Consider the following 25044-nt stretch of genomic DNA (forward strand, 5'->3'; position numbering starts at 1 on the left):
AAGGCAAATGCCCCATTTTTCAAGATCGAACAGGGCCTCGGAGTGGTCCGCGCCACAGGTTCGGTGCTGTGAGGCCGGGCACATCGTCGACGGTGTGTGACGGGTCCTCGGCCGCCCGTGCCGGAATCGCGGGTCGGTGACCCGGGTCGGGGTGGCCCGCACCACAGCCCTCACCCGTCGTGCCCGGTCCCCTCACGCGCCGTGTCCGCCATAGCCTCTGGGCATGAGCAACGAGAGCGATGCAGAGGCCGTCGACGGTGCCGAGGAGCCGGGGGCGGCGGTCGCGCCGGCCGGGTTCGAGCTGGGGACCGACGGGCCCAAGGTGATCCTGGCGGGGCTGGACGGTTCGGAGTCCTCGTGGCGGGCGACCGCCTACGCGGCCGGCCTCGCCCGGCGGCAGGGCGCGAGCCTCGCCGTGGCGTACGTGCAGCCCGTCCTCGGGGCGGCCACCGCGCTCGCGGGCGCGGCCGTCGAGGAGACCACCCAGGAGATCGCCGACGAGCTGCTGACGGCGCTGCGCGAGGCGGAACACCGGCTGAGCGACGTCTGGCGGGTGGACTGGCGCTTCCTGACCGTCCGGGGCGACCCGTTCACGGGCCTCGCACGGATGGCGGACGAACTCCGGGCGGACGCCGTGGTGGTCGGCGCCTCCGAGCAGGCCGGGCACCGGGTGATCGGCTCGGTCGCGGTCCGGCTGGTGAAGGCGGGCCGCTGGCCGGTGACCGTGGTGCCGTAGGGGAGCGTGGGCGGGGGCGAGGGACGAGGGGGCGACCGCGGGGCCGCTGCGGCGGGGGAGAGGCCCGAAGGGCTGCGATCCGGGGCGAATGCCGGATCGCAGCCCTTCGGTGCTCTGGGGAGGGGGCGAGGACGGGCCTAGTTGTTGCCGCCGCTTCCGCCGCCGACCGGGTTGAGCGCGCCGATCAGGTTGACGCTGTTGCCGCAGATGTTGACCGGGATGCTGATCGGGATCTGGATCTGGTTGCCGGAGAGCACGCCCGGCGAACCGGTGACGACGCCGCTGGCGTAGGCACCGCCGGTGTTGATGCAGGTGGTTCCGCCTCCGGAGAACGTCTCGGCGGAGAACGCCTCGGCGGCGGCGGGGGCGCTGTGCGCGGACGCGTCGCAGTCGCCCGCGAACGCCGGGCCGGTGGAGATGACGGCCAGCGCGGCAGTGAGACCGGCGGCGAGCAGGTACTTCCTGGTGTTGGTCATGTCGGAAGGAATAGCCAGCCGACACGCTGACCAGTGCACGATCCGACCGAACTGCCACCTGATCGGATCAGCGATCCGACCCCGATGCAGGAGTCGGGCGGCTCGGCCGTCACCCGGACGGACGGCAGCCCGCGCCGGCCCCGGCCGTCCGTGCCGGCCTCGCGCGGTGTGCCGTCCGTCCGGCGTCCTGTCCCGGGCCCTCGCCGGGCCGTGTCCCGGTCCACGGCCGGGGCCGCAATGGGCCGCCGGCCCCGTGTGTCCGGGACATCCGCCGGCCGATGCTCGTCGTACGGGGTCGGCACGACGGCCCCGCGGCTCGACGCCCACCCCGACGGCTCACGCCACGCAAGGGAGACCGCATGTTTGCGCACTGGGGAACCTTCACCAAGAACGACACCCTCGGCGACTGCCTCGGCCTGGCCCAGACGGCGCTGCAGCGCCAGGGCTTCCAGGTCTGGGACCTCGCGGGCGACGGCGACTACCAGGTGATCGGCGGGAACGGCGATGTGATCGCCAACATCGTCTGCGTCCCGCAGTCCGGGAACATCTGGATCACGGTCAGCGCCTACTCGCCGGACTCGACCCTCGCCGAGCGGATCCGCAACGACGTCCGCTCGTACATCGTCAACTCGATCCGCATCGACCGGGATCGGCCGGGATCGGCCGGGACCGGCCGAGGCCGACGGGGCCCGGAGGGGACCGGCCCGGCGCCCGGCCCCGGGGGGCGGCCCGCCCACCCTCGGGGCCGGTTCGTACCCGGCGATAGGGTTCGTGACCATGACGGACACCCCGGTCGCGCACCCCCGGACGCCCGCCCGCCCGCCGACCGGGGCGAGACCCCGCCCGGCGGCGGCCGCGACGACGCCCGTCGCCGGCCCGCCCGCCACCGGGCCCGGCAGCGACCTGCACCTCGAACTGGCCGCCGCCGGCGGCCGCCGCGCCGCGCTGATGGCCGCCCTGCGCGAGGCGATCCGCAGCGGTCGCCTCGCCCCCGGCACCCGGCTGCCGCCCTACCGCTCCCTCGCCGCCGACCTCGGCATCGCCCGCAACACCGCCGCCGACGCCTACGCCGAACTCGCCGCCGAGGGCTGGCTGACCGCCCGGCAGGGCTCCGGCACGACCGTCGCCGACCGGGCCGAGCCCGTCGCCCCGACCCGGGCCCGCCGGTCGGCCCCCTCCCACCGGCCCGCCCACGACCTGCGCCAGGGCCGGCCCGACGCCTCCTCCTTCCCCCGCACCGCCTGGCTCGCCGCCGGCCGCCGGGCCCTCACCGCCGCGCCCAACGAGGCCTTCGGCCCGGGCGACCCGCAGGGCCGCCGGGAGCTGCGCGTCGCCCTCGCCGACTACCTGGCCCGGGCCCGGGGGGTGCGCACCGACCCCGAGCGGATCGTCGTCTGCTCCGGCTTCGCCCACGCCCTGCGACTGCTGTTCGACGGCCCGGCCGCGGCGCTGGCCGGCCCGGCCGCCGGCCCGCTGGCCGTCGAGGCCTACGGGCTGGGCTTCCACCGGGCGCTGCTGGCCCGCGCCGGGGTGACGACCGTGCCGCTGCCGCTGGACGAGGACGGCGCCCGGGTCGAGGCGCTCGCGGAGCACCGCGAGGTCCGGACCGCGTTGCTCACCCCGGCCCACCAGTTCCCGACCGGCGGCCCCCTGCACGCGGCCCGGCGGGCGGCGGTGGTCGACTGGGCGCGCGGGCGCGGCGGCCTGGTGCTGGAGGACGACTACGACGGGGAGTTCCGCTACGACCGCCGGCCGGTCGGCGCGGTGCAGGGGCTCGACCCCGAACGGGTGATCTACCTCGGCAGTGTCAGCAAGAGCCTCTCGCCCGCGCTGCGGCTCGGCTGGATGGTGCTGCCCGAGCAGCTGGTGGACCGGGTGCTGGCCGCCAAGGGCGAGCGGGAGGCCTGGGTGAGCGCGCTCGACCAGCTGACGCTCGCGGAGTTCATCGACTCGGGCGGCTACGACCGGCACGTGCGGCGGACCCGCCGGCGCTACCGGGACCGCCGGGACCACCTGGTGGCCGCACTGGCCGCGCGGGCGCCGCACATCGGGGTGTCCGGGATCGCGGCCGGCCTGCACGCGGTGCTCCGGCTCGCCCCCGGTACCGAGCGGTCCGTGCTCAAGGCGGCGGCCTACCGGGGGCTGGCGCTGGACGGACTGGCGGACTACCGCCACCCGCGGATCGGGCAGGAGGCGATGCCCGCGACGGACGGCCTGGTGGTCGGGTACGCCGCGCCGGCCGACCACGCCTACCAGGCGGCGGTGGCCGCGCTCTGCGACATCCTGCCCGACCCGCTCTGACCCGCCGCTCCGGCCGGCTCCCCGTGGAGGGGCGACGGCCGGACGGGCGGCGTGCGGGCCGGAGGGTAAGGGGCCGCGCCGCGCCGGGGGCGCCGTGGCGTAGCCAATGGCCCGCCGCGTCCGCTCCGCTGTCATATGCCGGTACGGGCCCGGGCGGAGGCCGCCTCCGGAACCGGCGGCGGCCCCTACGCTTTCTGGTCATGCGCAGAACACATGTGAGCCGTCTCGGAATCGCCGCGATCCTGGCCCTCGTCGTCGGTCTGCTCCTCTCGGCCGCCCCCGCCCAGGCGGACACCCCGTTGCTCACGGTCAGCTCCGACCGGGCGACGGCGACCCCGGGCTCCTCGGTCACGCTGACCCTGACCCTGACCAACCCGCACGACACGCCCGTGCAGTTCGTCTACCAGTCCCTCCAGCCGACCTACTCCACCAGCCAGGTGACCGGTCTGGTGTACGCGTTCTCCGCCTGCGGCGGCGCCGTCAGCGCGTGCGACACCGGGGGCAACGGCGGCCTGGTCCACCACACCGTGCCCGTCGCCGCCGGCGCCTCCACCACGGTGACGCTGACCTACGACATCGGTGCCGGCTCGGCCTGCGGCGCCGGTACGCGGATCGACTTCTACACCTACCTCTACTACGAGTACCAGTCCGGTGCCGCGTCCGACTCCGGCATCCTCGGCGTCCCCGGCAACGAGGTCGTCTGCGCCTGACCGTCCGGCCCGCTCGCGCGGGCACCCACCCGAGCCCCCGTCAGGTGCCGGCCGCCCCCGTACCGGCACCTGACGGGCCTTTCGCACGGACTGTCGGACTCTCGTGGCAGGCTGTCGCCCATGGCCGAACCGCTGACCGACGCGACCGACCGCGCCACCGTGGGCGCGCCCGCGGGCACCGCCCTCCTGCACACGACCGCAGCTGCGCACGGGCCCGTACCCGCGCCCGTGCCCTCGGGTGCGACCGGCCTCCAGGGCCCCCGCCCGGCCGGGCCCGCCGGGCACCCGCTGCCCGTCCCGCCCGGCGTGTCCGAGGCGATCCGGGCGCGGGCCGACGAGCGGACGGCGCCGCTGGTCCACCGGCTGATGCGGTCCTCGCTGGCGCTCACCGCCGAGGGCGGGGGCCCGCCGGCCGGGCGGCTCGGCGGGCTGCCCGACCTGCCGGCCGGCACCGACTGGCCGGAGTTCGCCGGCCGGCCGATGCAGCTGCTCGCCCAGCTCGACTGCGCCGGCCTGGCGGAGGCCTTCCGCACCAGCGGCCACGGCGGCGCCCGGCCGCTCCCGGCCGCCGGGCTGCTGCTCTTCTTCCACGACGAGTGGGTCAGCGACTTCAGCGGCCGCGGCTGCCGGGTCCTGCACGTGCCCGCCGGCGCCCCGCCCAGACCCGCCCCGGTGGGCGGGCCGGGCACGCCCGCCGTCCCCGCCACCGAGGTCCGGGCGCACTGGCGGCTCTCCGCGCCCTCCTACCAGGACGGCGAGCTGGAGAACCTCTTCCCCGACGACTTCATGATCGCCCTCGACCTCGCCGCCGACTTCCGCGACCACCTGTCGGCCCCCGACGTGCGCGTGCTCGGCTGGTGCGACACCGACACCGGCCGCCTCGCCGGCCACCGCCCGCTGCTGCAGATCGGGAGCCGAGCCCTGGACGTGGACTGGGGCGAGTGCGTCAACGTCTCGTTCTGGATCACCGACGAGGACTTGGCGGCCGGCCGCTTCGACCGCGTCCGGCAGGGCTTCGAGGTCGCCTGACCGGCGGCCCGCGCTGCCCGGGCGGCCCCGCCCCGCCGCCGTTAGGCTGCTGGAAGAGGTGGGGGCACCCGCCCGCGGCTGCCGGTCCCCCGGCCGGGCGGTCGGTCCCCGAGCGCCGACGCACTGGGACGGACGTGGCAGCAGAGGGATCGGCGGCACCCGACGCGGAGGCGCCCGACGGGCCGGAGCCCCCGGTCGGCGAGCTGCTGCGCTCGGTGCGGGCCCACCCCTCCCGGCTGCCCGAGATCCTCGCCGTCTTCGCCGTCCGCCACCGCGGCCCCCGGGCCGCCCGCCGGATCGCCGCACTGCGGGCGGCCCATCCGGAGGCGGCGCCGGAGGAGCTCACGGGGCTGGCCGTGACACACGCCCGGCGGGTGAGCCAGAGCGAGGGCGCCTTCGTCGGCGGGCCGTTCATGGTGCTCGTCCCGTTCGCCTTCTGCACGGCGCTGCTGGCCCAGGCCCAGCTCTTCCTCGAACTCGCCGCCCTGGCCGGAAAGGACCCGGCCGCGCGGGCCCGGGCCGCCGAGGTCCTGGTGCTCCAGGGCGCGTACCCCGACACCGCCTCCGCCGAGCACGCCCTCGCGACCGGCCCCCGGCCCTCCGGCGGCCGTCGGCGCGGGCTCCTGTCACTGCTCCGGCGGATGGCCCGGCTGCTCGGGCTGACCAGCGAGGGGGTGGACCCGCCGCCCTCCCGCTGGCGGACGGCCGGCGGGTGGTTGCTGGTGCTGCTGACCTTCCTGGTCGGGCTGGTCGCCCCGCTGGTCTGGCTCCCCTACATGGCGTTCTCCTACGCCCGGGCGACGGATCGGGTCGGCGCCCGGGCCGTCGACTACTACTTCGGCGGCGATGTCGTGGGGGCGGCGCTGCGGCGCCGTCGCCGCGCCGACCCGGCGACCATCGCCGCCGCGGTCAGGGCGGGGATCTCGCTGGTGCTGCCGTTGTCGGCGCTGATCGTGCTGCTGCTCGCCGACATCCGGCTGGCGGGCAGCCGGTGGCCGCTGCTCTCGATCACCCTCATCCTCCTCTCCGGTCTGGTCGGCGAGCTCTGGCACCGCCGTCACCGCCGCCGCCCGCAGCGGTAGCGGGTGCGATCGGGCGCCCGACGGCCCGTCACCCGGCGCGGTTAGGCTGCCCCGAGGGCCGTGGGGTGCGGCCGGGGTGAGGGGTGGCAAGGATGCGAACGATGCGCGACGGCCATGGGGAAACGGGAGTTGAACGGCGTCCGAAGCTGAGGGCGGTACCCGGCCACCGGCTGGCCGGGCTGCCGCAGCTCGCCGGTGCGCCCGAGCGGTTGCGGCACGAGATCGCGGTGGTCGCCGCCGTGCTGCCGTTCAAGGTGAACAACCACGTCCTGGCGGAGCTGATCGACTGGAGCCGCGTCCCGGACGATCCGATGTACCGGCTGACCTTTCCGCACCGGGACATGCTGCCGCCCGGGATCTTCGACCGGATCTCCGGGCTGATCGCCGGCGGGGCCCCGCGCGAGGTCCTCGCCGAGGCGGTCACGGCCGCCCGGCGCACCCTCAACCCGCACCCGGGCGGGCAGTTGGAGGAGAACATCCCGGAGCTCGGGGGCCGGCCGGTCCCCGGGCTCCAGCACAAGTACCGGGAGACGGTGCTGCTGTTCCCCGCGCAGGGCCAGAGCTGCCACGCCTACTGCGGCTACTGCTTCCGCTGGGCGCAGTTCGTCGGCGAGCCCGACCTGCGGCAGAGCCTGCCCGGCCCGGCCACCGCGCTGGAGTACCTGCGGGCCCACCCGGAGGTCTCCGACGTGCTGATCACCGGCGGCGATCCGCTGATCATGTCCACCGACCGGCTGGCCGGGTACGTCGAACCGCTGCTCGGGCCCGGCACCGAGCACCTGCGCACCATCCGCCTGGGGACCAAGGCGCTCGCCTGGTGGCCGCACCGGTTCACCACCGACCCCGACGCCGACGCGCTGCTCGGCCTGTTCGAGCGGGCCGTGGCGGCCGGCCGGCAGGTGGCGGTGATGGCCCATGTCAGCCACCCGCGCGAGCTGGCCGGCGCGGCGGTCCGCGCCGCGGTGGAGCGGATCCGGTCCACCGGGGCGGTGATCCGTGCGCAGGCACCGCTGATCCGGCACGTCAACGACGACCCCGACGTCTGGGCCCGGATGTGGCGCGACCTCGTCCGCCTGGGCATCGCGCCGTACTACCTGTTCGTCGAGCGGGACACCGGCGCCAGCGCCTACTTCGAGGTGCCGCTGGCCCGTGCGCTGGAGATCTACCAGGGCGCGGTCCGCCAGGTCTCCGGCCTGGAACGGACGGCGCGCGGGCCGGTGATGTCCGCCGGGCCCGGGAAGGTGTGCCTGGACGGTGTGGCCGAGATCGCGGGGGAGCGGGTCTTCGTCTGCCGGTTCCTGCAGGCCCGCGAGCCCGGGCGGGTGGGCGTGCCGTTCTTCGCCCGGTACGACGAACGGGCCACCTGGTACGACCAGTTGCGGCCCGCCTCGTTCGAACGCCGGCCGTGGTTCGAGGGGGAGCCGGCCCTGGTCTGAGGAGGGCGCCGCCCGCCGCGTCCATCGCCCGGAGCCATCTGTTCGAGAGGCGAACACCTGTTCCACGAGCCCGTGGGCCGCCGGTCGGCCCGCGGGCTTTCGCGTTGCTCCGTTCGGGTGGAGGGGATCGTTCCGGGGCGCGGACGATTCGCATGCACAGCACGTCCGGGATCCGCGGGGGGAAGATCGCGGGATTCCAACCGCAAGGGGCTCCAGATTCACCCTATCGGGGGGTGCTGTGGGGCCGTGCGGCTCCGGTCGGGCGCGGGTGATCTAGGGTTCCCGGTGGGTCGCCCCGAGTGGGCGGACACCAGCGCGAGAATTCGCCAACACCCCTTCCCATACACGTATCTGATGATCCGTCCCCGGCGCCCCGGGGTGGGTCGGTGTGACCTTGACCAGATGAAGGAGAACCCTGCCGATGCCGGTGGAGACCAGCCCGGAGACGCAGCAGGTACCGCAGCAGTCGAGCCTGACGACGGCCGCTGCCCGCAACCTCGCCACCACCACCAAGTCCGCACCGCAGATGCAGGAGATCACCTCCCGCTGGCTGCTCAAGGTGCTCCCCTGGGTCCAGGCCGCCGGTGGCGCCTACCGGGTGAACCGCCGACTCACCTACACCGTCGGCGACGGCCGGGTGGAGTTCGTCAAGACCGGCTCGCAGGTCCGGGTCATCCCCCGGGAGCTCGGTGAACTCGCCCTGCTGCGCGGCTTCGACGACGACGACGTGCTGACGACCCTCGCCGACCGCTGCGAGCAGCGCGACTTCGGCCCCGGGGAGGTGCTGGCCGAGCGGGGCACCGAGGCGGACCGCATCTTCCTGATCGCCCACGGCAAGATCAACCAGATCGGCACCGGCAAGTACGGTGACGAGACGGTGGTCGGCGTGCTCGGCGACGGCGACCGCTTCGGTGAGCACGCCGTCCTCGACCCGGACGCCGTCTGGGAGTTCACCGCCAAGACGGTCACCGGCGGCACCGTGCTGTCCCTGCCGAGGCGCGAGTTCCAGGCCGTCCGGGACGGCTCGCCCGCGCTCCAGCAGCACCTGAACGAGTTCCTCGCGCTGCCGCTCCAGCGCCAGAACGAGCGCGGCGAGGCCGAGATCGCCATGTCGGCGGGCCACCGGGGCGAGTTCGAGCTGCCCGGCGCGTTCGTGGACTACGAGCTGAAGCCGCGCGAGTACGAGCTGAGCGTCGCCCAGACGGTGCTCAAGGTGCACAGCCGGGTCGCCGACCTCTACAACCAGCCGATGAACCAGACCGAGCACCAGCTCCGGCTGACCATCGAGGCGCTGCGCGAGCGCCAGGAGTACGAGCTGGTCAACAACCCGGAGTTCGGCCTGCTCAACAACGCCGACTTCTCCCAGCGGATCCAGACCCACTCCGGCCCGCCCACCCCGGACGACCTCGACGAGCTGCTGAGCCGCCGCCGTGACCCGGACTACCTGCTCGCCCACCCGCGCGCCATCGCCGCCATCGGCCGCGAGCTGAACGCCCGCGGGCTCTACCCCCACCATGTCGACCTCGGCGGGCAGCAGGTGCCGGCGTGGCGCGGGGTGCCGATCCTGCCGTGCAGCAAGATCCCGATCACCAAGGAGAACACCAGCTCGATCCTGGTGATCCGGACGGGCGAGGACAACCAGGGCGTCATCGGCCTGCACCAGACCGGCATCCCGGACGAGTACCAGCCGAGCCTCTCGGTGCGGTTCATGGGCATCAGCGAGAAGGCGATCATCTCGTACCTGGTCAGCGCCTACTACTCGGCCGCGATCCTGGTGCCGGACGCGGTCGGCGTCCTGGAGAACGTCGAGATCGCGCACGGCCGCCACTGACAGCGGCCCGATCGGGCGGGGCGGGACCGTAACCGGCCCACCGAAAGATCGTTTCACCTGACGTCGGACGGCCCGCCCCCTGGGCCCGGTCCGGCCGGTCTTGGCGGATCAGCGCGCAAGAGCGGCGGGACCGGGCCCACGGCGGGCCGTCCGACGTCGCCCCTCCCGGTGCCGACCGAGCCCCGGACGGGGGCCGACCCTCCCGATGAGGCCAGTTCCCCGCAGGGGCGGGCCTCCTGATGATGCGAGAGGTGCATGGAGTCCATGCCGCAGCCCCAGCAGCCCCGACGGATACCGGCGGACGGGCAGTCGTGACCGCAGACCTGATCGTCGTGAGCAGCGGTGCCCCCGGGCGCCGGGCCCGGCTGGCCGGTGCGGCGGCCGGAGTGGCCGCACTCTGCGCACTGCTGAGCGGCGCGGCCGGCGCCGCCCGGTCCCCCGAACACCACGGTGGCGGCGGGTCGCACGGGCCGGTCGTCGAGACCTGCGTCTCCACCGGGACGGACGTCGCGGTGTCGGTCGGCCACGGAGGTGTGGACGTCGACGTCGACGTCGATGTGGCGGTGGGGGTCACGGTGGACCTCTCCGGAGTGCTGCACCACCCCGAGCCGCACCCGAAGCCCGGCCACCCGCCCTGGCACCACCACCACCACCCGTGCCCGAGCCCCACCCCGACGCCCAAGCCGTCCCCGACGCCGACGCCCACGCGGACGCCGGCCCCCAGCCCGACCTTCACGCCGAGCCCGACGCCGACGCCGACCCCGACGCCGGAACCCAAGCCCACGCCGACCCCGACGCCGACCCCCGCGCCGGTGCCGCCGCCCGCGCCCGCCCCGCCGCCGAGGCCCACCCCGCCGCCCGCGTCGACCAGGCCCACGCCGAAGCCCACGCCGAAGCCGACCGTGGCACCGGTCGTGCCGCCGCCGGCTCCCGCGCCGACCCCCGAGCCGCCCTCGCCGACCGCCACGCCGACTCCGGCGCCGGTCGTCCCGGTGCAGCCGCGGCCGGTGGTCAAGCCCGTCCGGGCGCCGCTGGCGCCACCGGTGCCCGCCCCGGAGCGCCACCACGGCAGCCCGCCGACCCGGACGATGCTGCTGGTCACCGTGCCCGCCGTGCTCGCGGCGGCGGCCCTGCGCCCGCGCGGGCGGGCGGGCCGCGCGGGCCGAGGCGGCTCCGGCCGCTCCTGAGGCGGCCCGCCCCGAGCCCGGTCCGTCCCGGCCCGCCCCGAGCCCGGTCCGTCCCGGCCCGGCCCGCACCTCGCCGGGACGGCGCAGGATCGTTCCACCCGGCCCGGCCGCGGCCCGACGGCGGCCGGGCCCCGATCAGAAGTCCAAGCTGAAGAAGGGAGTTCCCATGTCCGAGTGGTTGGCGCTGGCCATCGCCATGTCGGCGGCCTGCGCCGTCGTGGTGGCGGTGGTGTTACTGAGGCACCGCCGGGTCAGTGAGGAGGAGGACACCGACGAGACACCCGACGTCATCGAGTACATGACGATGATGATCGGCGTGGTCTACGCGATCGTGCTCGGCCTCGCCATCGCCGGTGTCTGGGAGGCGCGCGGCGCCGCCCAGGACGACGTGTCGCGCGAGGCGCAGTCGCTGCACGAGATCAGCGAGCGCGCCCAGATCTACCCGGTCGAGTTCCGCGACAAGGTCCGGGCCGATGTGGACGCCTACGTCTCCTACGTCGTCGACGTCGAGTGGACGTACATGCGCGAGCACGGCGAGATCTCCGAGCGGGGCACCGAGCTGCTGGACAAGCTGCGCACGGACGTCGCCACCCGGACGCCGGCCAGCGATCTGGAGGCCCAGGCCTACCAGCCGATCATGGACCGGATCAGCGTCGTCGACGACGCCCGCAACGCACGCGGCCAGAACGCCGGGCCGACCATGCCGGGGGTGGTCTGGTTCGGCCTGATCGTCGGGGCCGTGGTGACCGTCGGCATGGTGTTCGCGCTGCAGATCCGGCGCTCGCCCCGGGAGTTGCTGCTGGCCGGGGCGTTCAGCGCGCTGATCGCCTTCCTGCTCTTCCTGATCTGGGACTTCGACGACCCGTTCGGCCGGAGCGTCTCGGTGACCACACAGACGTTCACCGACCTGTTCCCCACCCTGGGTGGCGGTCAGGACTGACCGTCCGTCCGAGGCGGCTTCCTTCGATAATCTGATCGAGCCGTCGGGGGCCGGTCCCGTCGGGCGCATCGAGAGGATCGTCAGTCGTGACCTACCCGCCGCCCCAGCAAGGCGCGCCGTACCCGCCCCGCCGCCCCCAGGTGGCCTGGTGGTGGCTCCCCGAGAAGGAGCGCCGCCGGCGCAGGCAGCAGCGGGAGGAGTGGAAGGCGTACCGGCGGCAGAAGGGCAGGAAGAGCGACAACGACTGCTCGGACGCCTGCGACTGCTGCGACCTCGCGGACCCCTGCCTGATCGCGCTCGTCCCGGTGATGACGGCCGCGGGTCTGCGGTTCGCCCTGACCGGGGGCCGCGGGCCCCGTGGCGGCGCCGCCGATCCGGCGGCGCCCGCCCCGAAGGGCTTCGCGGCGGGTGTGCTGTACGGGGCGGTGCGGTACTACCGGAGCGAGGTCAGCCCCGGGCGACCGGCCTGCTGCCCGTACACGCCGACCTGTTCGACCTATGCCGTCCAGGCGCTGCACCGGCACGGCGCGGTGCGCGGCGCACGGCTGACGGTCGGCCGGCTGCTCCGCTGCCGGCCGGGTGCGGTGCGCCGCGGCGGGGCCGACCCGGTGCCGGGCCGCTAGGTACGCGCCACGGGAAGCGGCGACGAACGGAGCACGGCGCGGGGGCCGCGCGGATCGAAGTGATCCGCGCGGCCCCGTCCATGACGGTGCGTCAGTGCAGGCTGCTGTTGATCGCGTTCAGCAGGGTGCCGGAGGCGTCGTCGTTCTCCAGCGAGAAGGCGAACATCCCGGCCAGGCCCTTGCTCTTGGCGTAGGCCCCGCGCGCCTGGATGGCCTGCGGGGTGTCACCCGTCCAGAAGTTGGTGCCGTCGTAGACCCAGGAGGTCTCGGTCACCGGGTCCCAGTGGGTGGTCGCCGCGGTGGCGTTGAGCTCCTTCCAGGCGGCCAGGCCGGCCTCCGCGCTCAGCGGCTTGGCCGGGGTCGGGCCGGTCGCGCTCTGGTACAGGCCGTAGGTGGAGCCGGCCGGGACGCCCGTCCACCCGCGCCAGTAGAACGGAATGCCCAGCACCAGCTTGTTGGTCGGGAAGCCGCCCACGATGCCGTACTCCGGCAGGCCGGTGGTGTACGCGGCGAGGGTGGTGTCCACGTTGTACTTGCGGGTGCCCGGGGTGATCGGCGTGGTCGGGTCGGCCGGGCTGTCGTGCAGCGGGTCCTGGTGGTTGGTCGGGCCCTTGGCGTCCCAGGCGCCGTGCATGTCGTAGGTCATGATGTCGGCGTAGTCCAGGTAGGCGCCGATCTTGTCGGTCTCCAGCAGCGCGATCTTGTCCTGGCCGCTCGGCAGCGCCGCGGTCAGCAGGAACCGCTTGCCCTGGGCGTTGCCGAGGGCGTCCAGCTGGGTGCGGAACTCCTTCAGCAGCAGCGTGAAGTTCTGCTTGTCGGCGGGGGAGTAGTGGTTGCCGGTGTGGCCGCCGGCCGAGCCCGGGTACTCCCAGTCGAGGTCGACGCCGTCGAAGAGGCCGGCCGCGGAGGCCTGGCCGCCCGAGGCGTCACCGGCGACGCCGGTCGGCAGGTTCCCCTTGAGGAACATGTCGACGCAGGAGGAGACGAAGGCCTTGCGGGAGGCGTCGGTGGCGGCCGCGTCCGAGAAGTACTTGGAGTACGTCCAGCCGCCGATCGAGATGGTGAACCGCAGGTTCGGGTACTTGGCCTTCAGCTGGCGCAGCTGGTTGAAGTTGCCCTTGAGCGGCTGCTCCCAGGTGTCGCTGCTGCCGTCCACGCTGGCCGCGCCGTTGTAGTCGGCCTGGTAGTCGGCGTAGGCGTCGCCGGCGCCGTCCCCGGCGTTGGGGTTGGACTCGTTGGCCGAGTCGGAGGCCTTCACCGCCTGGAAGCAGGTGTGCGAGGTCGGGTGGATGTTGGCGAAGGCGTAGGTGATCACGTCCAGCTTGCCCGCCGCGCCGCTGGTGTCCACGTTCTTGGCGTGGTACGCGTTCTCGTAGACGCCCCACTGGTCGAAGTAGGCCGAGCGGAACGGGCTCGCGGCCGGGGCGGCCGCGGTGGTGGTGGCGACCGGTGCGGACTGCGCGGAGCCGTGGCTGCCCGAGTAGCCCTGCACGGTGAAGGTGTAGCCGGTGCTCGGCAGCAGCGAGCTGACGGCCACGGAGGTGCCCATCGAGGTCGCCACCAACTGGTTGCCCGCGTAGACCTTGTAGGAGACCGGGCCGTCACCGCTGGTCAGGGTGGACGGCTGCCAGCTGAGCACCACGGCGTTGTGGGTGACCTTGCCGACGGTGAGCCCGCCGGGCGTGGTGACCTTGCCGTCCCCGGCCGGGCCGGTGCCCGTCGCGGTGGCGGTGGCCGTCGCGGTGGGGCTGGTGGTCGCGGTGGGGCTGTTCGACGCCGTCGGGCTGCTGGTCGCGGTCGGGCTGTTCGTCGCGGTGGGGCTGCTGGTCGCGGTCGGGCTGCCGGTCGCGGTCGGACTGGTGGACGCCGTCGGGCTGGTGCTGCTGGTCGGCCCGGCCGGGCCGGTCAGGCTGAGGTCGTCCGCGCGGTAGGTGCCGGTGCCGTACCAGCCGTGCGTGAACACCGTCACCGAGGTGGTGGTGGCGCCGGTGGTGAAGGTGCTGCTGAGTTGCGTCCAGCCGGTCGCGTTGGGCGTCCAGGCCGAGGAGTTGACGCCCGTCCCGGTCGCGCCGAGGTAGACGTAGCTGCCCTGGACCCAGCCCGACAGGGTGTACTGGGTGTTGGGCTGGACGGTGACGGTCTGCTGGCACTGCGCGGTGTCGGAGGCCGAGGCGGCCCCGCTGAGCGCGTAACTCCCACTGTGCACCGGTGTGGTGACGACGGATCCGTTGACACAGGTCCAGCCGGCCAGCGAGCCGGTCTCCAGACCGGCGTTGGTCAGCAGGTTGACGGGCGCGGCCGAGGCCGTGTTCAGGGAGAGCGCGAGCGCGGCGGTGCCGGTGGTGAGCGTGGCCGCCAGGGCCAGCGCGGTGGCCCGCCGGCGTGGTGCGGCGGCCCGGCGCTCGGCAGGGCGCGCGGGCGTGACTCGGTCGTGCATGCGGTGTCCTCCGGATGAGTGGGGGTTCCGGCGGTGCGATGGCCCGGGCGGGCCGAAGGGAGCCGACCCGAGCGCTGTGGGGGCGCCCGGGCGGGTGACACATGCTTCGCTGCGGTGCGTCGGCGCGGTCGGGCCGCTGGCCCGTACGCATCAACGACACCACAGATTGGACTGGACCAATATTCGCCGTCAAGGGTGTCCGCCCGCTGGACGGCCGGGAGTCGGCGCGCGGGTACGGTGGCGTTCGGAGCAGCCCCGCCGAACGGAGGACGAGCCATGGACAGCCAGGACTGGAACGACCGCTACGCCGCGAGCGAGCTGGTCTGGGGTGCCGAGCCCAATCGCTGGGTGGTCGGCGAGCTGACCGGCCGCACCCCCGGCCGCGCCCTGGACCTCGCCGCGGGAGAGGGCCGCAACAGCATCTGGCTCGCCCGCCAGGGCTGGCGGGTCACCGGCCTCGACTTCTCCGCCGTCGCCCTCGAACGCGCCGAGCGACTCACCGCGGACCTGCCCGACGAGGTCGCCGACCGGCTCACCTGGCGTCACGACGACGCCCGGAGCTTCCCGTTCCCGCCCGAGGGCTACGACCTGGTGCTGGTCGCCTACCTCCAGCTCCCCGCCGAGGACCGCCGGACGGCGCTGCGCCGGGCCGCCGCCGCCCTCGCCCCCGGCGCCACCCTGCTGGTGGTCGGCCACGACACCGGCAACCTGACCGAGGGCGTGGGCGGTCCGCAGGACCCGCGCGTCCTCTTCACCCCGGACGACGTGCTGGCCGATCTCGCCGACGCCGGGCTGCGGACCGTCCGCGCCGAGCGCGTGCACCGCCCGGTGGCCGCGGAGGCCGGGCACCGCGACTCCGCCGGCGGGAGCGGGCGCACGGCGATCGACGCCCTGGTGCGGCTGGAGAGGCCCTAGGGCCGACCGGTGCGCCCCGGGGGCGGGGTCGGCTCGCGGGCCTGGTTCGATGGTGGGCGATCAGTTCGACCAGGAGTCGATCCGGCCGGGGGGCGCGTTGCCGACCCCTGCCCGGAAACGGGAGGAGCCACGGGTATGACACGCTTTCGGATCGCCGTCGGAACGACGCTGACGGCCGCCCTGACGGCGGGGTTGGCGGTGGCCGGGCCGAACGCTCCCGGTGCGGCGGCCGACCCGGCACTGGTGGTGGAGGAATCGTTCCTGCAGATCGTCGCCCACCAGGACGACGACATCCTGTTCATGAACCCGGACCTGAGCCGGGAGTACACCGCCCCCTCGGTCACGGTCTACCTGACGGCCGGTGAGACGGCGGACGCGCGGTTCGCCGACCCCTGCGCCTACGCGGCGAGCCGGGACACGGGCGCCCGGGCCGCCCGCGCGCGGATCGCCGGGGTGGCCGACCCGACCTGGACCGTCACCCCGCTCCGGCTGAGCACCGGCAGGACGGTCGAGCTGGACACCCTGGACCAGGCGCCCCAGGTGAAACTGGTCTTCTTCAAGCTGCACTCCAGCGGTCGTACCCCCGACGCCGGGCAGGCGACGCTCGACACCCTCTTCAGTGAGGGCCCCGCCGGGCCGACGTACGCGTCCACCCTCGGCAGCGGCGCGGTGGACGGCCGCTGCGACGCCACCTACGCCGACCAGCGGTACCGCCACGACGAACTGGTCGCCTCGCTCACCGATGTGATGCACCGCTTCCGCCCGACCGTGGTGCTGGCCCAGGACCCGCGGGTCGGGTACGGCTACACGCGGGAGACGACGAACCTCGCCGACAACTCGGACCACATCGGCGGCGCACGGTTCGCCGGCGAGGCCGTGGCCGGGTACCACGGGCCCGACGGGAACGGACGGGTGCTGCTGCGCAACTACCGGGACTACAACGTGCGGATCGATCCGCCGAACGTCTCGCCGGGTGCGGCGGACGAGAAGCGGAAGACCTTCCTGGCGTACCTCGGCCCGAACCGCAACGGCGCCGGCCGGCCCTACTCCGGCCGGTACGACCCCCAGCCGGACCCGGACGAGGCGCAGTTCTACGCGATGTTCCCGGGCCGCCAGTACGTGCGCTGGTCCAACGGCACCGCCTGGTCGGCCCTGGACGGCGGCGGTTCGCTGAACGCCTTCGCGGTGCTCGACGGCCGCGTCCAGGTCTGGCGCGAGACGGTGCCGGGCGGCGACTGGTCCGGGCCGGCCGCCGTCCCGGGCGGCGAGGACCTCGCCCCCGCCCTCGGGGTGGTGAAGGACGGCAGCGGGCTGATCCACCTGTTCGGCATCCGGCTGGGCGACAACCGGATCGTCACGACCACGCGGACCGCCACCGGCGCGTGGTCCGACTGGACGGCGCTCGGCAACCCGAACCCGGACGAGCCGCAGTACGTCGGCAGCCCCGTGCCCGTCCTCGGCCGCAACGGCCTGCTGACCGTCTTCGTCCGCAACGGCGGCGGTGGGGTGAGCGCGGTCTCCCAGCTGCCGCAGGGTGGTTGGACCGCGGACTGGGCCGACCTGCGCGGCAGCTGGGTCCGGGACGGCCTCGCGGCGGCGCTCGCCCCCGACGGCCGGATCGAGCTGTTCGCGCCCTCGAAGGACGGCATCGTGCACTGGCGGCAGTCCGCGCCCGACGGTCCGTTCGTGCAGGACGCCGGTCTGCTCGGCCCCGCCCCGGCCGGCCCGGTCACGGTGGGCCGCAACGCCGACGGCCGGCTGGAGATCTTCTACCAGCAGGCCGGCAGCGGCCAGGTCGGCACCCAGTACGTGCGGACGGACGGCTCCTGGACCACCTCGCCGGACTCGCTGGGCGGGCCGGCCACCCTGGAGGGCGTCTCGGTGGTGACCGGCGGCGACGGCCGGATGACGGTGGCGGCCCGCAACGGCGGCGCCGGGGTCAGCCTGGTCTCCCAGACCGCGCCCGACCGGGGGTTCGCCACCACCTGGCCCGACCTCGGCAGTGTGATCATCGGCGCGCCGACCGTGGTGCTGGACGCCGCCGGCCGGGAGGTCGTCCTCGCGCTCGGCCGGGACGCCCGCCTCCACGCCGTCCGGCGGACCGCGGCGGGGGCGGACAGCCCCTTCGGCGCCTGGCAGCGGGCCGGGAGCTGACGGGCCGGGGATCGGACGGCCTGGACCTGACGGGCCGGTAACCGACGGTCCGGGCGTCCGGCGGCCGCCGAGGCGCGGCGCCGGGCCTCCGGTCGCGCCACGGGGTACCGGGAGCGGTCCGTCGAGTCGCGCACCCCTCCGTGCCCGGATTATGTGGTGTTGATCGTAGGAGCGGGGTACGGGGATCCCCACGGACGACCTTGTGCACCGGAATCTCTACAGTGCTGTAGATTCAAGGGCGCAGGGCGGAGCAACGAGGAGGACGCGATGAGCGTTTCGCTGGCCAAGGGGCAGAAGCTGAGCCTGGAGAAGCCGGGCGGGGGACAGCTGGGCGTGGTGCGGATGGGCCTCGGCTGGCGGGCCGCCCAGCGGAAGGGGTTCTTCGCCAAGCTGCTGGCCTCGCAGGAGATCGACCTGGACGCCTCGGCGGTGCTGTTCGCCGCCGGCAAGCCGGTGGACGTGGTCTTCTTCCAACACCTCACCAGCAACGACGGTTCGGTGCGGCACAGCGGGGACAACCTGACCGGCGGCGCCGGGGACGCCACCGACGACGAGTCGATCACGGTGGACCTCACCCGGGTGCCGGCCGAGGTCGACCAGATCCTCTTCACCGTCAACTCCTTCACCGGGCAGACCTTCCAGGAGGTCGAGAACGCCTTCTGCCGGCTGGTCGACGAGCAGACCGGCGCCGAGCTGGCCCGCTACACCCTCACCGGCGGCGGTCCGTACACCGCCCAGATCATGGCCAAGGTGCAGCGCACGGGCGGTGGCTGGCAGATGGCCGCGATCGGCCAGCCCGCGAGCGGGCGCACCTTCCAGGACCTGATGCCGGAGCTGGCCAAGCACCTCTGACCGGCCCGCGCATCACCCGCGACCGGCCCCGGCCGGTTCGCCGACCGGCGGCGCGGGCCCCGTCCGATCTCCCCCCGGACGGGCCCCGCGCCCGCCGTCGCGGTCGCGCGCACCCGGCCCGGGCGTGCCCGCGCCGGACCGCTGCGGGTGCGAACCGCGGTGGGCGGACGGCGCGACCGCGCCGCGTTGCCCGGTCGGGTGCACTTCCCCGATAAGCCTGCGGCACGCTCACCGCGTCCGCTAACACTGGCCGCATGGACGATGACGCTGTGCAGCTGCCGGAGCACCTCACCATCCGGGTCGCCCACACCGACGACCCGGTCGCGGCCGTCTCCGGTCTGGACGCCTGGGCGTCCCGCGAGCGGTATCCGAGCCTGATGACGATGCCACCCGCCTTCGGCAGCCTGGAGCGCACCGACGAGGGGGCCTGGCGCGTCCTCGGCTATCACGCGACCACCCCGCAGATGGCCCGCGACGACCTCGGCCACCGGTTCCGCTGCTGGGCGCAGGCCGGCCCCGGCACCCGCTTCGCCGCCACCTGGGACATCACCGAGGAGGAGCGGGCCGCCTACGCCGAGGCGTACCGGCGGATGGAGTGGGAGGCCCTCGACGAGATCACCGTCGCCGGGCGGGAGTACCGCGTCTTCCGGGCCGAACAGGTGCTGCGCTCGGGCCCCGAGGGCATCGAGCCGCCGCGCCCGACCGACCCGGATCCGGCCGCCGTCGGCAAGGCCCACCAGGTGCCCTCCCGGGTGGACGGGTTCGTCATCGACCCGTCCGCCGGCGTCACCCTGGTCGACGGGATCCTCCGGCTGGACATGATGACGCTGGTGCCGGCCGGCCGCGGCATCCCCGAGGACGTCCGCGCCGAGGCCCGGCAGGCCTCGCGCCGGTACCCCCAGGTGTTCGTGCTCCCGGTGCACTGCGCCGTCGCCGAGTACGAGGGCGGCCGCTGGGGCCCGATGACCGGGGCCTGCGAGACCCCGCAGGCCGCCCGCGACAGCCTCGCCGCCTACCTGCGCGACTTCGCCCCGCGCCTGATGCCGGACCTCACCGAGGACGAGCGCGCCCGGTACGCCGCCGCCGCCGACCGGCTGGACGCCGAGCGCGGCCACGAACTGCGGGCCGGCGACCGGCGGTTCCGGCTGGTCCGGGTCGAACCGGTGGTCCGCCTCGGCCCCGACGGCCCCGAACTGCCCCGGACCTCCGACTGGGATCCGGACCTCCCGGTCAAGCTGCAGGAGCAGCAGGACCGGGCGGCCGGGCGTGTCGGCGGCTTCGGGGACGGCTTCGAGGACGACTTCGGGGACGACTTCGCGGACGACCGGGACTGATCGGGCGTCGGGCCGGCGCCCGGCGCGCGGTCAGCGTGCCGAGGGCGAGGCCGACGGGGAGAGGGTGGCCGAGGGAGAGGGCGAGGCGCTCGCGGTGGCGGCGCCCGTCGGGGTGCTGCTCGGGGTGCCGGTCGGGGTCGGGCAGCCGGGCGCGGTGGGCGCGGCGGTGGCGGTGGCCGAGGGAGAGGGCGAGGCCGTCGGGCTCGCCCCGTCCGTGGGCGTCGCCGTCGCGGTGGGCGTGGCGCAGGCGGTGGGCGTGCCGGTCGGGGTCCCCGTCGGCGTGCCGGTCGGGGTCGCGGTGGGTGTGGTGCTGGGCGTGCCGGTGGGTGTGGCGGTCGGCGTGGCGCTCGGGCTCGTGCCGGCCGAGGGCGAGGAGGTGGGCGTGGGCGCCACCGTCGGAGTCGGGCTCGGGGCACCCGTCGGCGTCTGCGTCGGGGCGTCGGTCGGCGTGCCGGTGGGTGTCCCGGTGGGCGTGCCGGTCGGGGTCGCGGTCGGCGTCCCCGAGGGCGTGGGCGCCGCGGGGCCGGTCGCCGGAACGGTCGCGAACGGGGACGCCCCGGTCGTGGACGGCGTGCTCGCGGCGGGGGCCGGCCGGTCCGGGGTGGTGGCCGCCGTCCCGCTGCCGAAGTGGGCCATCCAGTTCTTGACGGTCCGCAGGTACTCGCCCGAGTTGTTGTAGCCGAGGATCGCCCGGTCCAGCTGCGCCGGGTCGGCGAGGTTGCGCCCGCCCGCGCAGAGGTAGCGGCCGGCCGACTCGGCGGCGTCGAAGATGTTGTTGGGGTCCGCCTTGCCGTCGCCGTTGGCGTCGACTCCCCAGTAGGCCCAGGTGGAGGGGATGAACTGCATCGGCCCGACGGCCCGGTCCCAGAGCCGGTCGCCGTCGTAGCGGCCGCCGTCGGTGTCGGTGATCGCGGCGAAGCCGCCGCCGTTGAGCACCGGGCCGAGGATCGGCCGGTACGTCGTCCCGGCGGCGTCCACCGCCCCCCGGTCGGCCTGGCCGGACTCGACCTCGCCGATCGCGGCCAGCAGCTGCCACGGCAGGTGGCAGGCGGGCGAGCGCAGGGCCAGCACGGCCTCGGCGTTGCGGTAGGCGGCGGAGACCGTCGCCGGCAGGGCGGGCCCGGTCCGGAACGGTCCGGCGGACGGGTCGCCCGGCAGGGTCGTGGGCGGCTGCGGCAGCGGGACGGCGCCGCCGCCGTCGACCGGCACGGCGGACCCGCCGGGGAGCGTCGGCAGGGCGGCCCCGGCCGGCGTGGTGCCCGCCGGCTCCGTGGACGAGGCGACGACGGCCGTGGTCGGGTCGGTCCCGGGCGGCACCGGGCCGGCGGCCGCGACGGCCGAGAGGCCGAGGCCGGTCACCTGAGAGCCGGTCAGGGCCGCCAGCGCGGTGAAGGCGGCCGCCGCCCCGGTGACCCGCTTGCCCAGTCGTATCCGGCGCCCCGCCTGCTGCCCGCTGCCGACTCGTGCCTTCATGCCGTGCCCTCCCCCGTCACCGTCCGGACCCCTGGGGAACGGACGGGCTGTCACCATCGTGCCTGTCAGTGCATGACAGTGCGTGTTACCGGAATGATTAGTATCACGACGATCTGACCGGACCCGGGTGAGCAGCGGCTGTCCCGGGCCCCACGGCCCGGTGAACGTGCAGGTCACGCCGGGGCCGCGGGGCGGCCCCGGCGGCGCTGCCTCAGAACTCGACGAGCTGCCCGTCCTCGGCGACGGCCGCGCCGGCGGCGGCCACCGCCGTGGCGAGGGCGGCGGAGCCGGGCGAGCCGGGGTGGGCCAGCGGGTTGGTGTTGTTGAGGTGGGTGTAGAGGTAGCGCGGGCCGGGGTGCCGGGTCAGGTGGGCCAGCGAGTCCTCGATCGCCAGGTGGCCCATGCCGCGCGAGGAGCGCGCGCCGCCGGTGCGCTCGGCGAGTTCGTCGTCGGTGGCGAAGGTGCCGTCCAGGATCACCACGGCCGCGCCGGCCAGCGCCCGGTCGAGCTCCGGCGTCCAGGCGGCCAGCCCGGGCGCGTACACCGCGCTCGCGCCACCGCCGGCCGCGGTGAACCGGTAGCCGGTCACCCAGTCCGCCCGGCCGTCCCAGCCCTCGCCGGGCAGGTCGGCGGCGTACCGCGGCCGCTTGCCGCCGAGCGCCAGCGGCTCGGCACGCAGCCCGCCCGCCAGCTCGACGGGGGTGCCGGGCACGACGGTGTGCCAGCGGGCCTTGGTGTAGGGCGCGAGCAGCGGGCCGACCGGGAAGGCGCCGTGCAGCGCGGCCCGGACCGGATCGGTGGCGTGCACGCTCAGCCCGGCGGCCTCCCGCAGGGTCAGCAGGCCGAGGGTGTGGTCGAGTTCGCCGCTGGTGAGCAGGACGCCGTGCAGCGGGGTGTCCCGGGTGCCGGCGGCCGGGGCGAGTTCGGGCGCGGCCAGCAGTTGCCCGCGCAGGTCGGGCGAGGCGTTGACCAGGTACCAGGCGGCGCCGTCCGCGCTGACCGCCAGGCAGTCCTGGCTGCGGGCGGCGCCGGTGCGGCGGGCGGTGGCGCAGCCCGCGCAGCCGCAGTTCCACTGGGGCAGTCCGCCGCCGGCGGCCGTGCCGAGGATCCGGATCTTCAGCGCATCCTCCGGGGTGCGGGGGCCGGGGCGGCCGCCGGGACCGGCCCGGTGACCAGGTGGTGGTCGGGGGAGAGCCGGCAGGCCGGGTCGGTGGCGCCCGGATCCCCGGTGAACTGGAAGGCCTGGCACCGGCAGCCGCCGTGGTCCACCTCGCGCAGCGCGCAGCTGCGGCAGGGCTCCGGCATCCAGTCGGTGCCCCGGTAGCGGTTGAACAGGGGCGAGTCGTGCCAGATCGCCGCGAGGCCGTCGGTCACCGCGTTCGGCAGCGCCGGACCGGGCAGCTGCGCGGCGGCCAGGCAGGGCAGCACGTCGCCGGTGGGCGCGACCACCAGCTGCCGCCGGCCCCAGCCGTCCATGCAGGGCTTCGCCGTGCCGCCGTGGTGGTCGGCCGCGACGTGCACGATCTCGATCCGATCGCCGTGGCGCTCCCGGGCGGCGGCCACGTCCAGCTCGGCCTGGCGGACCTGGGCCCCGCTCGGGGCGAGGTGCGCCCGGTTGTGCCAGGCCCAGCCGTAGAACTGGGTGTGGGCCAGCTCGACCCGGTCGGCGCCGAGCGCCACCGCCAGATCGGCGAGCGCGTCGAGGCGGGCCAGATTGCCCCGGTGCAGCACGGCGTTGACGGTCAGCGGCAGCCCCGCTTCGGTCAGCAGCGCGGCGGCGGCGAGCTTGCGCTCGTGCGCGGCCAGGCCGGCGACGGCGTCCGCGCGGCGCAGGTCGGCGTCCTGGACGGAGAGCTGGACGTGGTCCAGGCCCGCCTCGGCGAGCGCGGCGGCGCGCGGTCCGTCCAGCGGGATGCCGCTGGTGACCAGGTTGGTGTAGAGGCCCAGGCCGTGTGCGTGGGCGACGATCCGGGCCAGGTCGCGGCGGAGCAGCGGCTCCCCGCCGGTGAGGTGGACCTGCAGGACGCCGAGCCCGCGTGCCTGGTCGAGCAGGCGGAGCCAGTCGTCGGTGTCCAACTCGTCCCGGTATCGGGCGAGTTCGACCGGGTTGGCGCAGTAGGTGCACTGCAGCGGGCAGCGGTAGGTGAGTTCGGCGATCAGGCCGAACGGCGCCGGCGCCCGGACGGCGGTGCCCGGCAGCCCGGTGGCGGGGTACGGCAGCGCGGGCGAGCCGGAGCCGTCCAGGGTGAGCAGCCGGCGCTCGGCGAGGTCGGCGAGCAGCTCCCGGACCTGCGCGCCGTCCACCCCGTCGTACTCCGCGGCGAGCCCGGCGGTGATCAGGCCGGTGTCGCGCCGGCCGTCGCAGTGGCGCAGCACGGCGGCGGCGGTGTCGTTCAGCAGCAGGACGCCCTCGGGGTACAGCAGGGCCGCCCGGTCGCGGACCGGGTCGTGCACCAGCCGCACCCCGCGCCGCAGCCCGGGCACCTCGACGGCGGGCGTGGTCGTCACCGGTCGCCCCCGTAGTCGACGGCGTCCAGCATGGCGCGCAGCACCTCGCACTTGAAGGCCAGGGCGTCGAGTGCGGCCTGCTGCTGGTGGGCGGTGACGCAGTGGTCCAGCACGAGCTCCAGGGTGCGGGCGCTGTCCTTGCGGGCGGTGGGGATGCGGTGCTCGAAGTACGCGTAGCCCGCCGGGTCGATCCAGTCGTAGTGGGTGCGCCAGGCGGTCACCCGCTGGGCCATGTGGTCGGGCGAGAACATCTCGGTGAGGGCCGCCGCCACGCCCTCCGTCCACGGCCTGGTCTGGCAGAAGTGCAGATAGCCGTCGACGGCGAAGCGGACGCCGCGGGTGACGTGCCGCTCGTCGGTGACCTCCGCGCGGTCCAGGCCGACCGCCTCGGCGAGCACCAGCCAGTCGGCCAGCCCGCCCTCGTCCGGCGCGGCGCCGGACCGGTCCTGGTCCTGGCCCTGGTGCCGGTCCCGGTCCCGGGAGGCCGTCGACCCCGGGACCGGTCCGTCCTGGTAGCCGAGGCGCTCGACCCAGGCCCGGCGGACCTCCGGCAGCGGGCAGTTGGCGATGATCGCGGCGTTCTTGCGGGTCAGGCAGAGCTGGTAGTACCAGCGGTTGGCGACCCAGCGCCGCAACTCCGGTGGCGTGCAGCCACCGGAGTGCAGGCGCAGATGGAACGGGTGGGTGTCCCAGTACCGTTCCCGCAGGTCGTACAGCCTGGCCGCGAACCGCTCACGGGTCAGCGGTTGCGCCACTGGGCGGCCCGTCCGGCGTAGGCGGTGACCTCGGCGCCGGTGCGGTGGCACTCGACCGCCGGCGCGGACCAGGCGGGCCGCGCGGCGGTGCCCGCCGGGCGCTCGGGCGGGGCGGTGGCGGGGACGGGCAGCGGAGCGGCAGTGCGGTTCATCGGGATTCCTCCTCGGGAGGGGGCGGGTGGGAGGAGCACACGGGCCCTGTGGGCCGCGCGGCCCCGTGGGTCAGGACGCTACGAGCCGCCGGGCCCGGCCGCCGGTCCAACCC

At 75.2% G+C, this 25044-nt stretch carries 21 protein-coding genes; 14 read left to right on the top strand and 7 right to left on the bottom strand.

All coding sequences use genetic code 11. The features are described from left to right. Positions 1–223 precede the first annotated feature (223 nt). On the top strand, positions 224–736 hold the full coding sequence (locus ACWDRR_RS24630) for a universal stress protein (RefSeq protein WP_449774367.1): 513 nt from the start codon (positions 224–226) through the stop codon (positions 734–736). A 137-nt stretch (positions 737–873) separates the two neighbouring features. Here ACWDRR_RS24630 and ACWDRR_RS24635 read toward each other — a convergent pair whose 3' ends face one another. Continuing rightward, positions 874–1212, bottom strand: coding sequence for a chaplin (locus ACWDRR_RS24635; RefSeq protein ID WP_449774368.1), 339 nt, complete (start codon positions 1210–1212; stop codon positions 874–876). Positions 1213–1989: 777 nt separating this feature from the next. On the opposite strand from ACWDRR_RS24635, the gene pdxR reads away from it, so the two are divergent. From pdxR to yidD, 9 genes are all read left to right on the top strand, one after another. Then, positions 1990–3513: a MocR-like pyridoxine biosynthesis transcription factor PdxR gene (gene pdxR / locus ACWDRR_RS24640; RefSeq protein ID WP_449774369.1), complete on the top strand. Its 1524-nt coding sequence runs from the start codon at positions 1990–1992 to the stop codon at positions 3511–3513. A gap of 200 nt (positions 3514–3713) precedes the next feature. Continuing rightward, a complete protein-coding gene (locus ACWDRR_RS24645) occupies positions 3714–4223 on the top strand; it encodes a hypothetical protein (RefSeq protein WP_449774370.1) in 510 nt (169 codons plus the stop codon). Between the two features lie 120 nt (positions 4224–4343). Beyond that, complete coding sequence (locus ACWDRR_RS24650) at positions 4344–5252, top strand: DUF1963 domain-containing protein (RefSeq protein ID WP_449774371.1); 909 nt, start codon at positions 4344–4346, stop codon at positions 5250–5252. Positions 5253–5386: 134 nt separating this feature from the next. After that, a complete protein-coding gene (locus ACWDRR_RS24655) occupies positions 5387–6334 on the top strand; it encodes a hypothetical protein (RefSeq protein ID WP_449774372.1) in 948 nt (315 codons plus the stop codon). A gap of 101 nt (positions 6335–6435) precedes the next feature. Then, positions 6436–7770 (top strand): KamA family radical SAM protein, encoded by a 1335-nt coding sequence (locus ACWDRR_RS24660; protein ID WP_449774373.1) that lies wholly within the window; start codon positions 6436–6438, stop codon positions 7768–7770. A gap of 421 nt (positions 7771–8191) precedes the next feature. Beyond that, positions 8192–9601: a family 2B encapsulin nanocompartment shell protein gene (locus tag ACWDRR_RS24665; RefSeq protein WP_449774374.1), complete on the top strand. Its 1410-nt coding sequence runs from the start codon at positions 8192–8194 to the stop codon at positions 9599–9601. 311 nt (positions 9602–9912) lie between these two features. Beyond that, positions 9913–10788, top strand: a complete 876-nt coding sequence (locus ACWDRR_RS24670; RefSeq protein ID WP_449774375.1) for a hypothetical protein — start codon at positions 9913–9915, stop codon at positions 10786–10788. 166 nt (positions 10789–10954) lie between these two features. Continuing rightward, positions 10955–11728 carry a bestrophin-like domain gene (locus ACWDRR_RS24675; RefSeq protein WP_449774376.1) on the top strand — a complete coding sequence of 258 codons (774 nt, stop codon included), beginning with the start codon at positions 10955–10957 and terminating at the stop codon, positions 11726–11728. A gap of 86 nt (positions 11729–11814) precedes the next feature. Continuing rightward, positions 11815–12351: a membrane protein insertion efficiency factor YidD gene (yidD, locus tag ACWDRR_RS24680; RefSeq protein ID WP_449774377.1), complete on the top strand. Its 537-nt coding sequence runs from the start codon at positions 11815–11817 to the stop codon at positions 12349–12351. 91 nt (positions 12352–12442) lie between these two features. Here the strand turns inward: yidD and ACWDRR_RS24685 are convergent, their stop codons facing one another. After that, entirely contained in the window at positions 12443–14788 is a 2346-nt protein-coding gene (locus tag ACWDRR_RS24685; protein WP_449774378.1) for a glycosyl hydrolase family 18 protein, read from the bottom strand. Positions 14789–15064: 276 nt separating this feature from the next. Between ACWDRR_RS24685 and ACWDRR_RS24690 the strand changes: the two genes are divergently transcribed. The 4 genes from ACWDRR_RS24690 to ACWDRR_RS24705 all read left to right on the top strand — a co-directional run bounded on the left by ACWDRR_RS24690 (position 15065) and on the right by ACWDRR_RS24705 (position 20043). Further along, positions 15065–15703 (top strand): class I SAM-dependent methyltransferase, encoded by a 639-nt coding sequence (locus ACWDRR_RS24690; protein WP_449774379.1) that lies wholly within the window; start codon positions 15065–15067, stop codon positions 15701–15703. A 135-nt stretch (positions 15704–15838) separates the two neighbouring features. After that, complete coding sequence (locus ACWDRR_RS24695) at positions 15839–17857, top strand: PIG-L family deacetylase (protein ID WP_449774380.1); 2019 nt, start codon at positions 15839–15841, stop codon at positions 17855–17857. A 267-nt stretch (positions 17858–18124) separates the two neighbouring features. Continuing rightward, on the top strand, positions 18125–18709 hold the full coding sequence (locus ACWDRR_RS24700) for a TerD family protein (RefSeq protein WP_449774381.1): 585 nt from the start codon (positions 18125–18127) through the stop codon (positions 18707–18709). Between the two features lie 254 nt (positions 18710–18963). Then, a complete protein-coding gene (locus tag ACWDRR_RS24705; RefSeq protein WP_449774382.1) occupies positions 18964–20043 on the top strand; it encodes a DUF5954 family protein in 1080 nt (359 codons plus the stop codon). Between the two features lie 30 nt (positions 20044–20073). Here ACWDRR_RS24705 and ACWDRR_RS24710 read toward each other — a convergent pair whose 3' ends face one another. The 5 genes from ACWDRR_RS24710 to pqqA form a co-directional block, all read right to left on the bottom strand. Next, positions 20074–21516, bottom strand: a complete 1443-nt coding sequence (locus ACWDRR_RS24710) for a lytic transglycosylase domain-containing protein (protein WP_449774383.1) — start codon at positions 21514–21516, stop codon at positions 20074–20076. 211 nt (positions 21517–21727) lie between these two features. After that, positions 21728–22717: a pyrroloquinoline quinone biosynthesis protein PqqB gene (gene pqqB / locus ACWDRR_RS24715; protein ID WP_449774428.1), complete on the bottom strand. Its 990-nt coding sequence runs from the start codon at positions 22715–22717 to the stop codon at positions 21728–21730. Further along, positions 22633–24024, bottom strand: a complete 1392-nt coding sequence (gene pqqE, locus ACWDRR_RS24720; RefSeq protein WP_449774384.1) for a pyrroloquinoline quinone biosynthesis protein PqqE — start codon at positions 24022–24024, stop codon at positions 22633–22635. Before pqqE ends, pqqB begins: the two co-directional genes overlap by 85 nt. Beyond that, the gene (locus ACWDRR_RS24725; RefSeq protein WP_449774385.1) at positions 24021–24779 is read right to left on the bottom strand and encodes a thiaminase II/PqqC family protein; all 759 of its coding nucleotides are present in this window, start codon (positions 24777–24779) and stop codon (positions 24021–24023) included. The genes pqqE and ACWDRR_RS24725 overlap by 4 nt, the downstream gene beginning before the upstream one ends. Next, positions 24764–24931: a pyrroloquinoline quinone precursor peptide PqqA gene (pqqA, locus tag ACWDRR_RS24730; RefSeq protein WP_449774386.1), complete on the bottom strand. Its 168-nt coding sequence runs from the start codon at positions 24929–24931 to the stop codon at positions 24764–24766. The genes ACWDRR_RS24725 and pqqA overlap by 16 nt, the downstream gene beginning before the upstream one ends. Positions 24932–25044: the final 113 nt, after the last annotated feature.

The organism is Kitasatospora sp. NPDC003701, assembly GCF_053587085.1.

Excerpts from the sequence above, each read along its gene's own strand:
- ACWDRR_RS24665 (WP_449774374.1), top strand. The coding sequence starts at position 8,192 with ATGCCGGTGGAGACCAGCCCGGAGACGCAGCAGGTACCGCAGCAGTCG.
- pdxR (WP_449774369.1), top strand. The coding sequence starts at position 1,990 with ATGACGGACACCCCGGTCGCGCACCCCCGGACGCCCGCCCGCCCGCCG.
- ACWDRR_RS24675 (WP_449774376.1), top strand. The coding sequence starts at position 10,955 with ATGTCCGAGTGGTTGGCGCTGGCCATCGCCATGTCGGCGGCCTGCGCC.
- ACWDRR_RS24660 (WP_449774373.1), top strand. The coding sequence starts at position 6,436 with ATGCGCGACGGCCATGGGGAAACGGGAGTTGAACGGCGTCCGAAGCTG.
- ACWDRR_RS24630 (WP_449774367.1), top strand. The coding sequence starts at position 224 with ATGAGCAACGAGAGCGATGCAGAGGCCGTCGACGGTGCCGAGGAGCCG.
- ACWDRR_RS24710 (WP_449774383.1), bottom strand. The coding sequence starts at position 21,516 with ATGAAGGCACGAGTCGGCAGCGGGCAGCAGGCGGGGCGCCGGATACGA.
- ACWDRR_RS24690 (WP_449774379.1), top strand. The coding sequence starts at position 15,065 with ATGGACAGCCAGGACTGGAACGACCGCTACGCCGCGAGCGAGCTGGTC.
- ACWDRR_RS24700 (WP_449774381.1), top strand. The coding sequence starts at position 18,125 with ATGAGCGTTTCGCTGGCCAAGGGGCAGAAGCTGAGCCTGGAGAAGCCG.
- ACWDRR_RS24685 (WP_449774378.1), bottom strand. The coding sequence starts at position 14,788 with ATGCACGACCGAGTCACGCCCGCGCGCCCTGCCGAGCGCCGGGCCGCC.
- ACWDRR_RS24635 (WP_449774368.1), bottom strand. The coding sequence starts at position 1,212 with ATGACCAACACCAGGAAGTACCTGCTCGCCGCCGGTCTCACTGCCGCG.
- ACWDRR_RS24645 (WP_449774370.1), top strand. The coding sequence starts at position 3,714 with ATGCGCAGAACACATGTGAGCCGTCTCGGAATCGCCGCGATCCTGGCC.
- pqqA (WP_449774386.1), bottom strand. The coding sequence starts at position 24,931 with ATGAACCGCACTGCCGCTCCGCTGCCCGTCCCCGCCACCGCCCCGCCC.
- ACWDRR_RS24705 (WP_449774382.1), top strand. The coding sequence starts at position 18,964 with ATGGACGATGACGCTGTGCAGCTGCCGGAGCACCTCACCATCCGGGTC.
- ACWDRR_RS24695 (WP_449774380.1), top strand. The coding sequence starts at position 15,839 with ATGACACGCTTTCGGATCGCCGTCGGAACGACGCTGACGGCCGCCCTG.
- ACWDRR_RS24650 (WP_449774371.1), top strand. The coding sequence starts at position 4,344 with ATGGCCGAACCGCTGACCGACGCGACCGACCGCGCCACCGTGGGCGCG.